Raw genomic sequence first — 13,244 nt, forward strand, 5'->3', positions numbered from 1 at the left:
AATCCCCTCCCCGCAAGCGGGGAGGGGAGACAAAGCTACGCTTTGGCGGGGTGGGGTTCTTTGGGCGATCATAAGTAATCAAACGGACATGATATTATTTCTGTGACACTTGCAACGAGGGTGTCCCGACAGTTAAATGATTGAGGATTAATTGACAAACATCGATCGCTTGTATTGATGAAGAAAGCAGGTGATTTTGTTTGGTAATAAATAATGGACCATTCTCTGGATTCGTGGGAATACAACCGTGAGAACCTTTTACCAATGAAGCATCTAAGGGAATGACATCCATTAAGTAGCGAAACCCAAGTTGTTTTTTCAGCAGTTTTGCAGCAATTTTCAGTTTGGGAAGCTTAATTTGCGGGTCAACAAATAATTCTACAGGGTCGTAACCGGGTTTGCGATGGATGTCTACGGTTCTGGCGAAATCGGGAGCGCGATTATCGTCAAGCCAATAATAGTAAGTAAACCATGAATTTGGATTGGCGATCGCTACCAATTCTCCGGATCTAGAGTGATCTAGATGATATGCTGACTTTTGGCTATCATCTAAAACGTAAGCTACTCCTGGTGTTTCTTCTAAAAGCGATCGCACTTTGGGAATATAAAACGGATCGTTAACGTAAACATGAGCAATTTGATGATCTGCAACCGCAAATGCTTTACTTGCACCTGGATCTAACAATTCTCGTCCTAATTCTTCTTTCACTGCTAGCAAGCCTTTTTCTCGCAGAATCCGATTCAAGTGGACGGGTTGAGATACATCAGTAATTCCATATTCTGACAAAACGATGACTTGAGCGCCGCGATTTTCATAAAACTCAATCAAATCGGCACAAACTGCATCAATTTCTTGTAAATCCTTGGCTATTTTGTTTACGTCAGTTCCAAATTTTTGCAAGCAGTAATCGAGATGCGGTAAATAAATTAGTGTCAGCGTTGGGTTAGAGTCTTCTTCAGACCACTTTGCTGAATTAGCTATCCATTGAGTAGACTTAATCGATGTGTTGGGACCCCAGAAATTGAATAAAGGAAACTGTCCTAAATCAATTTGCAGTTGCGATCGCCATTTTGCCGGTTGAGTGTAAATATCGGGAATTTTCCTACCATCAGCAGGATACATCGGTCGAGGAGTAACTGCGTAATCTACCGAGGAGTACATATTGTACCACCAAAATAAATTCGCGCAGGTAAAGTCAGGATTTAGCGCTTTCGCCATATCCCACACTTTCGGAGCCTGAATTAATTTGTTAGACTGTCGCCAGAACTTAATTTCACACTCATCGCGAAAATACCAACCATTGGCGACAATTCCGTGTTCGTTCGGTAATTTCCCTGTAAGATAAGTAGCCTGTGCCGAACAAGTGACAGCAGGTAACACCGATTCCACCGAAGCGACTTTCCCACTAGCCGCCCAACGCGATAAAAACGGCGTATGCTGACATAATAAGCTGGGTGTCAATCCTACTACGTTAAGAACTACTGTTTTTTGCATAATATAAAATTAATTAAGTAGTAAGCACTTCAGTGCTTAAAATGCTTAAAATAAGCGTTGAAACGCTTACTACATACCCCCCAAAATATCTTACCTTTTGCCCTTCATCTAACAACTAACAGCCAACATCTTATTTAAAACCCACTCATACTCACGTTGAATCGATGCTGATAAATCTAGCTTCATTTCACCAGGTAATACATCCCAAGTGTAAGTTTCAATTTCTAGATGGTTGCAAACCTGATTATTTTGCAGCAGTTCCAAGACAGTGGTAATGTCGTCTTGGGTAGATTGCAATAGTTTATAATCGTGGATAAAAATTGGCACATGAAAGTGAATTCGCCATTGAGATGCGGTGGTATTTTCCAAATCTGGTAAAGCGGCTTCTAAGTCGGAATATTGATTGAAGTCGCTGGTAACTACTTGGTGTAAATACGTAGATTCTGCAAAAGGAAGCAACCGTTCTTTCACTTGGCGGCGTTGTTCGGCATTTTCTGGCACATCTACTTGTAAAGCTGCACTAATCTGAATTTTGCCAATTTGAATTCCTACAGCTTGAAATTGCTTGAAGACGGAAACTGGATTTTCAAAGGCGATCGCAAAATGGCATGTGTCGTAACATACACGCACATGTTCTAATAAAAGCGCTTCGGCTGCTTCTTGGGGTATCTCCAATTGTTGTGCTAAATAAGCACCACCAAGAGGTAATAAATGCTTTTGGAAATAATCAATTACCTCGGCAGCATTTTCAATTAATCCATCTGGTTCTGGTTCTAAATTCAAGTGCAGCAGCTTTCCAGTATCAGCGCGGATGCGTACCATTTCCGCTACCAATAAAGCTATGTGCAAACTAGCGCTGTTGATGACGGATGTTTGAGAAATTTGATTTCCTTTAAACCAAGGTTTGTAAGATAACGGTAGTGTAGAAATGCTACCTTCCATTTCGGCAGGTAACAATTCAGCGAGAATATTGGTTAGTTGTAATGTGTAATCTAACCGTTCTTGTTTTGACCAATCTGGTGCATAAACTTGGTCTTTTACTACTTGCTGATGAAATCCACCATAAGGAAATCCATTTAAGGTAAACACGTATAAATCATGTTCGGCTAACCATGATTTAAATTCTTTTAAGGTGTTTCCTTGTAATAGTTCTTTGGCTGCTATTGCTGCTAAACGCAAGCCAATACCAAACGGTTTTCTTGGTGCTATTTTTGCTTTTAGTTCTGGAATGTATTGCTGTAAGTTACTAAATACTTTAGTCCATTCTTCACCTGGGTGAATGTTGGTGCAATAGGTTAAGTGAATGTTGTTTTGTATTTTCATTTTGTGTGAGCGTTTCACGCTTGGAGGAAACGACTTCAGTCGTTACTACGGGTTAAGTTAAACTTTCAGATACAGATGAACTGAGGAAGGAGGAAATGCTTTTTCTGTGTCTATCTTCTACAAACTCTTGCAATAAGGAAATAGCTTGTTTGTACAAAGATAAATCAGCTTGATGAACTTCAATTCCTTGACCAATTCGTTGCAGCAGGGTTAAAGTTAATTCTCCACCCAAGTGTTCGCGAAACTCTTGCAACCCACGAAATAAACTGCGCGAATGTTCTGGTTGTGATAGTTTTTCTTCGAGTTCCGGAACGTACAAGACAAAGCCTAATGTTACCAGTGTATTTAGAATGCACTGCCATTCTAAGCGCGAAATCTTTCCTAACAAATAGGAATAAGTTGTATCTAAGGCAATACCGATCGCCACCGCTTCTCCATGACGCAAACTATAATTTGTCAGTTGTTCTAGTTTGTGCGCTGCCCAATGTCCAAAATCTAAGGGACGAGATGAACCCATTTCAAAGGGATCGCCGCTCGTGGCAATATGTTGTAAATGTAACTGAGCGCAACGGTAAATCAACTGTTGCATTGCGTCCATATCTCGGCGGCGCAGTGCTTCGCTATTAGTGCGGATGAATTCAAAGAAGTCAGCATCCTTAATTAGGGCGACTTTCACAGCTTCGGCAATACCAGAACGCCAATCGCGATCGCTTAAGGTACTCAAAAATGATAAATCATTGACTACTGCGTAAGGCGGAGCGAATGTGCCGAGAAAGTTCTTTTTCCCAAAGGCATTAATTCCGTTTTTCACCCCGACACCAGAATCATTTTGTCCCAACACTGTCGTAGGAATACGGATAAGTCTAACTCCTCTATGAGCAGTTGCAGCGGCAAATCCAGCCAAGTCTAACACCGCACCACCGCCAATTGCTATCAGGTAGGAATGGCGACATATCCCCGATGAATCAATCAATTTGTGAATTTGCTTGACTAACTTGGGATTGTTTTTAGCAGCTTCTCCACCAGGAACTTTTATCGGGTCGCCAGCGAGGGTTAAGATATCGGCATGATACTTGGTATACAGTGCTATTTGCCTGAGCAAGCTACGCCGAAACTCTAATAAGCCTGCATCTACGACTACGACTATTTTCTTTGGTTTTTGCTCACCATCGCCGGCAATTAATTGCGCCAGCATGTGATTTTTCAACTTAAAGACTTCATTGGTAAAGTAAACTTTATAGTCGAAGCTAACCGAAACATGTTGCTGAATCGGTTGCAAATTTAATGTAGTTCTTTCCGGGATACTAGCTACCATATTTTTGATGATGTTTCTAAAAGTGTTGCACGATTTAAAGCTTGAACAAATACTTCTCTTGAGTGAGAACCGTCAATTTTGACTTGGTTGTTGATAATAAAAAACGGCACGCTGGTGATATTATTCAACCGAGCAAATATTGATTCCGCCAGAATTTTATCGACTGCGGCATCATTAGTTAATTGTCTTCGTAATTCTGTAGGATTTAGTTGGTGTGCCGTACCTATAGCAATAATAACTTCGATGTCTCCGAGATTTAAATTGTCTTCAAAGTAAGCTTTGTAAATTGCTTCTACAATATCATTTTTAATGTTTTCTGGTGCTATGGCAATTAGTTGGTGGGAAAGTGTCGTGTTGACTGCTAGAGAAATTTTGTTAATATCTAGCTTGACTCCAGCGGCTTCACCTGCTTTTTGTGCATAGTCAAACATCTGCTGGAGTTCTGTTTCTCCAATGTTTTTTCTAGTTCGCATAAAGCTACGAAATTCGTAACCGCTTGCAGGAACGGTGTTATCAAGTAGGAAGGGATGCCAGCGAATATTGACTGGTTGTTGGATTTGGTCAAGTGCATCGAAAAGATGTTTTTTGCCGATTCTGCACCAGGGACAAACGGTATCGTGAAAGATGTCGATCAGCATGGTTTTTGTTATTTGAATGCTGAGGTGGGAAAATAATTAATTGAAAACGAACCGCAGAGGCGCAGAGGGCGCAGAGAAAGGAGAAGAAGAGAGTTATGATGAGTTCTTGCACAAGTCTTCATTTTAACGTCTTTCTTTGCACCTCTGCGCCTAGAAGTGATAAAAAACTTACAACTGCTGTAGGTTTATTTGTGGTTCGTCCGCTTTTTTCTGGCGCTGATTGAAGATTGTGGGTAAGGCTTTTAAATGAGTTTTTTCCTCTGTGAAAAATGTTTGAGCGGTTTCAAATTCTTGGATTAATGCGGCTCTATCTTGCTTTTCTACTAGGGTTGCTAAACGGCTGTAAGTTTCTGCTAAAAAGCGAATTTCTTGACATCTTTCTTCTGTGGCAAGCATGATGTCTACACACAAATTTGGATTTTGAGCAAATAGACGTTTAACGATATCAATCTCTTGCCGATAGCTGGGACTTGACATTGATAAACTACGTTCTATGTCTACTCTTTCTTGTGCTAAGAAAACACCAAGGCTAAATCTAGAGAAGTGTTGCGTGGCTTGAATAATGACCATCATTTGGTCATGTTCTTCTGGTGTGCAAACAATTAGTTCTCCACCTTCGCTTTTAATGAAGTCTAAAAACCATTGAAAGAAATGATTTTCTCGACCTGGACACACTACGACTTTTTGCTTGCTGAATGATTTGATGTTGGGACCAAACATAGGATGTAATCCGATTACTGGTCCTGGATGGTGTGCCAGCATTGCTGCTACTGGCTGAGTTTTGATGCTGGTGATGTCACATATTCCTGTTGTTGGCGCGAGGTATTTTGCAGTTCGTTTGATAACATCTACGGTTCGCTCTATCGGAACGCTGATTAATACTAAGTCTGCTTGATTTAAGAGTTTATCTGCATATTGCCAATCATCATTTTCCAGAATGCTTACGTTGTGTCCAGCCGCTAGAAGTTGCTGTGTAAAAAATCTTCCCATTCTGCCAAGTCCACCAATGATGGTAATTTGCATTGGCTTGACATTATTGACTTTGGATGATTGAGTGGTAATAGCATGACTGTTGATTATACTTGCCCAAACGAATTCGGGAATGCCTGCTTGGGCAAGTTGAGGAGCTATATAAGCAAGTTGTTCTTCTGGTGAAGGCAATTCTGATGTTGCTTGCAGCGATAGGCGATCGCGTAATAGCTCGATTATATTTTGATCGGTTTGTTTGAGCTTGTCTGGAATCATAGATAATCCAAATTTACGAAGTTACAAGCGCCAGCAGTCGCCGTTCCAACTTCATTAAATAAACTTTTTTATTTAGAATTGATATGCTTGCTAATTCTTAACAGCGTTGCGCGATATCAAATATCTAGAGGTGATTCGCTAGAAGTGAATTTTGGCAAAATATCTAAATCTAATGCTGGGTTAGCGATCGCATCTACAAATAACTGCTCGTACTGATCGAGTGCTTGCTCAAAAGAATAGCGCTCTACGGCAAATTCTCTTCCTGTCTTACCTAGCATTTCTGTTTTCACAGGATTGGTATATAAATCCATAACCGCTGCTGCGAGTGCTTCGGGTGATTCTGGTTTCACTACTATACCCCCGCCACTTTTACGGATTGCTTTGGCTGCTGTACCGCTAGCAGGAACTGAACCAATAATTGCCCGACCACTTGCTAACAATAATGGTATTTTGGAAGGCATGTTAAAGGAAATCACATTGCTCTTTTGCACAATCAAGCCGATATCCGCACCGGCTAACATTTCGGGTAGTTGTTCTCTCGGTTGTAACGGTAGCAGTACTACGTTATCTGCGCCACAAGTTTGACAATATTTCTCCAATCTTTCTAAAGCCTGTGATTCGCCAGCGATCGCAAAAACAATCTTTGGTATGTGACGCAACCGAGCTGCTGCTTCTACTACTGTCTCTAAACCTTGTGTCAGCGCAATGTTACCTGAGTAGAGAACTACAAATTTATCATCTAGTTTATTCGCTTTTTTCCAAGAGTTGTTTACTTTTGGTAAAGGACGGATAAAATTTACATCTACCCAATTGGGAATGCACCTAATTTTACTCGGCGAAACTCCCTTTTTCACTAAATTTTCTACAAACCCGTCGGCAATAACACTGATGCTATGTGCAGTCCGGTAAGCAAATTTCTCTAGTGTTTCCAAGGCTCGGATCATCCATTTGTTTCTGATCAGCCCAACACGTATGGCAGCTTCTGGTAAAATATCTTGTACATTCAGTACCACCGGGCAGTCATACAAACAACCGAGCAAAGCTGCCGGCAAGGACACCATCAGCGGCGGTACTGTCAAAAGAATTACATCGGGTCGCCACCCGTTTAAAGCTTGGGGGATACTTGTAAAGACAAAGCTTAATTCTAGTAGCAGCCGATCTACAAGATTGGGTTTAGACTTAATTCGCAGATAACTACGTTGGATAGTGACACCATTTTTTTCTTCAGTCACATACCATTTACCCCGGTAACCATCGTAAATCTGGCGCTGAGGATAGTTCGGCATACCTGTGATTACCCGAACCGAATGACCTCGTTTCACTAGTCCTTCTGCCAGTTCAGTCATTAAAGGAGCAATCCCAATCGGTTCTGGATGATAGTTGTAGGAGTAAATCAGAATCTGCATGATCTGTCTTGAAAATAAAGGCACTTGGACTAGGGATTAGAGAAAGTATATTTTTCTTTTTTTGTTTGAGAATCGCTCCTAAGAGCTATCTAGTTATTTTCCTAGATTCACCGTATAAGTGTCAGCTCTATTTATTTATGATTTTTAGTTATTATTGCCACTTTTAATTTTAAGTTACCGCAAAGATTCGTGATAGCGCCATTGAAATCGGCAACAAACTTAAAACCAGTAACCCGTAAGTCCAACTAGCGAAACCCGCAGCCAATGTAGCATCTAAAACTATTAGTGACAACACCCCGGCTTTGACTGCAATTCTTATTTGTTCTGGGGTTGGTTGGCGCACAGCTTTGATAAAAGGCAGTAACACCCGCGTCGCAAAAAGAACGATAAATGGTAATGCTGTCAAAACTTCATAATTGTTTAATAGCCCTAGTGCCAAAAGTCCGAAAATGACTATAACAATCAGTGATAGCGCTGTGACTCTAGTTGTACTGTTGCTGACTTTAACTTCATCTCGACTGAGGGTGGTGATACCGGCGATGTAAGCGATCGCAATCAAAGCCAAATACCAATATTCTCCTACCATCGCCGGTGCCACACTCACACCTAACAATAAGTTTCCACCCCGACAAACACCCATGTTAATCGGACCCAAAACAGCGTTGTGCTTCCCCACAGCATCATAAACTAAAGCTGCCGAAGCAACGATCGCAGCCACAGTTGCACTCTTCCAAGAAACTTGCAAAGCTGCGATTACACCAACGCTCAAAAATATACTTCCCAAGATAGTTGCGCCCCAAACCGATGCTCTACCACTAGGAATCGGTCGTTCCGGTCGCTCTTCCGCATCTAATTTGGCATCAAAGACATCATTAAAGACAATTCCGCCACCGTACAAACCCGTAGTAGCCAGCAGCAACCACGCCAATGGTGTTAAATCGCCAACGTATCCCGAAGCTGCGAAGCCGGCTAAAACATCTGCCCAAGCAGTAACAATATTAGCAGGGCGCAGTAATTGAAGATATGCCCAGAGAGAATTTTGACTGAAAGTAGCGGTGTTCATGGGGGAGGTAGGGGGAGAGTTCTTGAGAGGGGGAGAGTTCTTGAGAGGGGGAGTGGGGGAGGTGGAAAAATAACTCCTAACTCCTAACTCCTAACTCCTAACTCTTACTCAATCAACGCATATTCACGCATAGACTCGACAATTGGTTGTTGTCCGCGCAAAACGGAGTTACCGTTAAATAACTGTCGTTGGTCGATGGGTGAGGGAGACAGCCAATCTGAGTCTTGCATTTGACCGCTTTGGCTGTAAGCTGCGAGTGCGTTTTCATAACACACAGCTTTGACATCAGATTCTCTTATTCCTCTGTCTATCATCAGTTGAGCGGTTTTGGGTACAGCTAGCGGATCGCTAATTCCCCAGTCAGCGCTGCTGTCTACAATGATGCGATCGCTTCCATATTGGCGTACAATCTCCACCATGCGAGCATTGCCCATTTTGGTATTCGGGTAAATTGTGAAACCTGCCCAAAAGCCCCGATCCAAAACTTCTTCAACCGTCTCTTCATTGTTATGATCGACAATCACTTTTGATGCATCTAACCCATGTTCAATACATACATCCATGCTACGACTGGTGCCAGCCTTTTTGTTGCGATGCGGTGTATGAATTAACACTACCATGTCAAGTTCTTTTGCCAGCTCTAACTGTAGACGGAAGTATTTATCTTCGGCACGCGTCATGTCATCGTAGCCAATTTCACCAATAGCGACTACACCCTCTTTGCAAGCAAACAGAGGTAACAATTCCATCACTTGCTCTGCCAAAGCTTCGTTATTAGCTTCTTTAGAATTCAAACCAATCGTGCAATAATGGCGGATACCGAACTGAGCCGCCCGAAAACGCTCCCATCCCACCAAGCTGCTAAAGTAATCTTGGAACGAACCAACATTAGTCCGGGGTTGTCCCAACCAAAAAGCCGGCTCAATTACAGCCACAATACCCGATTCCCGCATCATCAGGTAATCATAAGTTGTGCGGGCAGTCATGTGAATGTGAGGATCAATAAACATCATATTAGTTGTTATTTGTTAATTGTTAGTTGTTATTTGTTGTTGGAGCGTGGTTAATGGGCATTGGTAATAATTCTTTCCCCTTTCCCCTTTTCCCTTTCCCCTTTTCCCTTCTTCAAATTCCCACTACCCCTTAACCAAATTCACCAATTGCCAAATCTCTGGAGAAACCGATCGCCCAGCAGCTTGACGTTCATTGGCGTAATCAACTAACATTCTTGCTAGTTCTGGATTTGCACGCTGGTTAAGCCCGTGAATTAAACTCACAGGGCTGCCGACAAAAAAAGCTTTCAGCACCATCTGATTCCAAGCCAGATTGTCAAAATACTGTGCCGGATAAGGATTTGTTAAAGCAACAGCATTAAAAACTGCTGTCATATTGCTGCGAACTCCTTCAGCAGCGCGGTGACGAAGTTTTTCTGGGTAAGGTAAAAGCGGTAAAGCTTGATAAAGTGCAATTAATTCCCCCACATCCGCAGTGGTGAAAACTTGCTCCAAGGTGTGCAGATATTTCTCTGCATCATCATCGGGCAAAGACAGCAGCAATAAAGTACGAGCGGCTTGATCCACACTCCACTTAGCGGGAACCCAACCTGTGACTATTGCCGAAGCTGCTTTTAAATCGTCTTGCGTTAACTCAAGGTCACTTTTGCCAGTATAACGAGGCACAGCACTGAAAGCAGTAAAGAACACTCGCACATTAGCCCCGTTGCTTATCTGCTTTCTTTTTTCATCTAGCCAGACGAGACTTTCCGCTTTTATTTGCCGTGCAACCCAGCGATATAATAACTCACTAACACTCGTTAGGTTTAAATTAATAACAGCAGTCATAACATTTATAACAATTTTAGAGGTATTCTCGTTCCCTGTTTTCTCGTTAAGAGTCTCTGACAGAAAATGCAATCATGTGGGCTGCTGCCTCACGGATATGTATCGGGAGGCAGCAGCCCTCCCAGACTGCGTTCCCAGGTTCAACCTGGGAACGAGGGTACGAGGCTAAACTGTAGTCTTTTGCAGTTGCTTCTCTAAACTGATGATTGTCCTTTGCCGCTTATCTTTCTTCAACTTGACAACAGTAGCACCAATTCCCAAGAACCCTAGAGCTAATGCTGTGCTAGGTTCAGGCACTTTTTTGCTTTGACCTTCTACTTTTAACACCTGGATGCGACCAGTGAAGAAATCACCGACATACAGCTTGCCATCGTCGTAGTGTGCCCCAGCAGTCCAGTTAAACTTGCCTGGTGCGAGGTCAGCGGGGTCGGTGGCAAAGGGTAGCTCTCCCTCAGCGGGTGGTCCTGGGTTGGCAACTGGTTCGCCAAAGGCAGTCAGGAACTTACCGTTTTTATCGAATACTTGGACGCGGTTGTTTTGAGAATCAGCTACATAGAGATTCTCGTATTCGTCCACTTCTAAGCCGATTCCCTCTCTTAACTGCCCAAGTTCTGAGCCACGAGAGCCAAAGGTATACAGAGCGTTACCTTGAGGATCGAAAGCCTGAACGCGGTAGTTGTACTGGTCGTTTACGTAAATATTCCCAGTGTTTGGGGATACGCTTAAGCCTGCGGGTCCTTGAAACTGTCCGAGTCCGGTACCAGAGCTACCAATGGTTTGGATTAGCTCACCATCTCCGGTATATTTTTTGATGGTGTCCTCGCTAAAATCAGTCACATACAAATTGCCGCTCTTATCAAATGACAGACCGCCAGGTCCAAAGAATATCCTACCTTCTACAGGACCGCCAAATTTGCCGAAGGATTTAAGATAGTTACCTTGGCGATCGTATATGTCGATTTCGCTGTTGAAGACATCAGCCACATACAAGTTTCCATTCACGGGGCTGATTTTTAGGTCTCCTGGCTCGTCGAACCCCTCTCCAGCTCCCTGCCTACCACTGCCAATTGACCCAAGATAGTTACCCTGAGGGCTGAATATTTCGACTTTGTTACCGAGGTTCGCGTTAAAACTGCCGTCTGGGTTAACACCGCGACCGTTACTTACGAGGATGTTCCCGGTTGCGTCATCCACAATTAAGCCTTGGGGAACAAAGAGTTGCCCAGGACCGAAGCCCGGTTCACCAATAGAACTGTCGTATTTCAAGCTTAAGGAGAAAGCTTGAGTAGCTGTTGCTACAACTGCAATTCCCGCACCGACTAAGGCAAATGATAAATTTTTGACTAATCCCATAGTGAAATCTCTGTTGTATGAGGTATACTCTTGTCTGGGTTTTTGTTTTCAGGTTTAGCCTGAGAACGTTGAATTCGAGCTGCTGCTTTTTAATACAGCAGCTTATTTCTTGAGCATTCCTTGGCACAGCCAGGAAAAGAGGAATTAGAGAATTTCTACCTTAGTTAGCAACTCTTCGCCCACTTTTTGTTGGCGTTTGCGTTTGCCCATTGCAGCAGTTGCACTTAAAGCAGCGATCGCTAATAGACCTGCACCAGCACTTGGTTCGGGTACTTTCTTCGTAGCTTTTAGATCAATCTTGACGAGTTGTCCTCCTCGTTCCCCTGCTACGAGTCTGGTACGGTTTGAGGTATATAAAGCGCCATCATTGTAAAATAATCCTGAAGCCGCCTCTAGTCCATTACCACTCCAGATAGTTTCGCGAGTACCATCTTTGGCTATTTTGATGATAGAACCGCCAATATCACCAGTGATCACACCACCCTGTTGAATTGCCTTCCATTCTGACTGATTTATGTGTTGCAACGCATACAAATTGCCCTCAGGGTCGTATGCTACACCTGTCAACTGCGTAAAGCCATCATAGATGGTTTTGATTGACAAATCATCAGGGTTAACTGACAGGATACGTGCTTCGTTTTCTGGATAAGGAAAGTAAGTGTATTCGCTGAGTGTTAAAGTGCCATCTGGAGCAACTACGATACCTGTCGGTATTGATTGGTTCGATACGGGCAGACCGTTGGGAGCTTGTGTATAACCAGGAGGTAGTGGTGCGCCTCCTGTAGGGTCTACTGTCCCCTCAGGAAGAGTTGGGAATTCTAGTTTATTTGGGTCTATTAGTTTCTGAGGAGCCGCAGCTACGTTTTTAATACCGGTGCCATCAAGTCCGACAGAATATACAGTGTTTCCACCGCCATCAACGACGTAAGCAGTATCACCCTTAATTGCGAAGGCATAGGGGTTGTTAATTAAATCAGTGCCATCGGGATTATATTTTGCTTCATAGTCAGCAAAATCGGCAATACTTGTCAGTGAACCGGTGCTTAAGTCTACTTTGTATAATTTTCCGAGTGAAGGAGATTTCAATGGGTCTTCGCGTTTGTTTGGATCGCCAGCAAGACCGGTCAAAAGATAAGCGTTGCCTTTGTCATCAAATTTGAAGTCCGCAGGACCTGCAGCTTGTTCGCCAGAGGGTACTAATGCCAGAGATGTAAGGTTTGAAAGTACATTTGTTTTTGTACCGTCCTTAGCAATTTTGATAACGCCACCATTCTCAGCCGCACATAAAGGAATATATTGGGCGCTAGGTGATGCAATACATCTTCCGTCGTTTCCGTCGCCTCCACGACCGCTTAGTGTCAGATAAATATTGCCTTCTTTATCGAAGTCCAAATTCCGGGGGTTATCAAGATAGTCGGCGACTACCGACAGCGATGCAGCTTTTGCTGATTGGCTTACAGCAACAGTGGCAACGCTAACAGTTAAAAGTGTAAGGGCAAATGACTTGAGTTTCATATTGAGAGTGAGAGTTGTTAGTTGTGGAAAGTTTGATAGTTATTTAGACA

Annotated in this window: 11 protein-coding genes; all 11 read right to left on the reverse strand. The window is 42.9% G+C overall.

Annotated elements, in window-relative coordinates; all coding sequences use genetic code 11:
- Nucleotides 1-94: 94 nt before the first annotated feature.
- The gene (locus tag PI95_RS18690) at nt 95-1,495 is read right to left on the reverse strand and encodes an alkaline phosphatase family protein (RefSeq protein WP_039738076.1); all 1,401 of its coding nucleotides are present in this window, start codon (nt 1,493-1,495) and stop codon (nt 95-97) included.
- Nucleotides 1,496-1,603: 108 nt separating this feature from the next.
- Nucleotides 1,604-2,818: a metabolite traffic protein EboE gene (gene eboE / locus PI95_RS18695; RefSeq protein WP_039738075.1), complete on the reverse strand. Its 1,215-nt coding sequence runs from the start codon at nt 2,816-2,818 to the stop codon at nt 1,604-1,606.
- A 52-nt stretch (nt 2,819-2,870) separates the two neighbouring features.
- Entirely contained in the window at nt 2,871-4,133 is a 1,263-nt protein-coding gene (locus tag PI95_RS18700) for a 3-dehydroquinate synthase (RefSeq protein WP_052324685.1), read from the reverse strand.
- Nucleotides 4,127-4,771 (reverse strand): DsbA family oxidoreductase, encoded by a 645-nt coding sequence (locus PI95_RS18705; RefSeq protein ID WP_039738073.1) that lies wholly within the window; start codon nt 4,769-4,771, stop codon nt 4,127-4,129. The genes PI95_RS18700 and PI95_RS18705 overlap by 7 nt, the downstream gene beginning before the upstream one ends.
- Nucleotides 4,772-4,939: 168 nt before the next feature.
- The gene (gene tyrA, locus PI95_RS18710; RefSeq protein WP_052324684.1) at nt 4,940-6,016 is read right to left on the reverse strand and encodes a bifunctional chorismate mutase/prephenate dehydrogenase; all 1,077 of its coding nucleotides are present in this window, start codon (nt 6,014-6,016) and stop codon (nt 4,940-4,942) included.
- A gap of 116 nt (nt 6,017-6,132) precedes the next feature.
- Nucleotides 6,133-7,422 (reverse strand): glycosyltransferase family 4 protein, encoded by a 1,290-nt coding sequence (locus tag PI95_RS18715; protein ID WP_039738070.1) that lies wholly within the window; start codon nt 7,420-7,422, stop codon nt 6,133-6,135.
- Between the two features lie 169 nt (nt 7,423-7,591).
- Nucleotides 7,592-8,485, reverse strand: coding sequence for a UbiA-like protein EboC (gene eboC / locus PI95_RS18720; RefSeq protein WP_039738068.1), 894 nt, complete (start codon nt 8,483-8,485; stop codon nt 7,592-7,594).
- 104 nt (nt 8,486-8,589) lie between these two features.
- The gene (locus PI95_RS18725) at nt 8,590-9,498 is read right to left on the reverse strand and encodes a TatD family hydrolase (RefSeq protein ID WP_236117107.1); all 909 of its coding nucleotides are present in this window, start codon (nt 9,496-9,498) and stop codon (nt 8,590-8,592) included.
- Between the two features lie 123 nt (nt 9,499-9,621).
- Nucleotides 9,622-10,326, reverse strand: coding sequence for an EboA family metabolite traffic protein (locus PI95_RS18730; protein WP_039738066.1), 705 nt, complete (start codon nt 10,324-10,326; stop codon nt 9,622-9,624).
- 165 nt (nt 10,327-10,491) lie between these two features.
- Nucleotides 10,492-11,679, reverse strand: a complete 1,188-nt coding sequence (gene scyF / locus PI95_RS18735; protein ID WP_039738063.1) for a scytonemin biosynthesis PEP-CTERM protein ScyF — start codon at nt 11,677-11,679, stop codon at nt 10,492-10,494.
- A 144-nt stretch (nt 11,680-11,823) separates the two neighbouring features.
- Nucleotides 11,824-13,194, reverse strand: coding sequence for a ScyD/ScyE family protein (locus PI95_RS18740; RefSeq protein WP_039738060.1), 1,371 nt, complete (start codon nt 13,192-13,194; stop codon nt 11,824-11,826).
- Nucleotides 13,195-13,244 lie beyond the last annotated feature (50 nt).

It is taken from the genome of Hassallia byssoidea VB512170 (assembly GCF_000817785.2).
GTDB lineage: Bacteria > Cyanobacteriota > Cyanobacteriia > Cyanobacteriales > Nostocaceae > Hassallia > Hassallia carrinoi.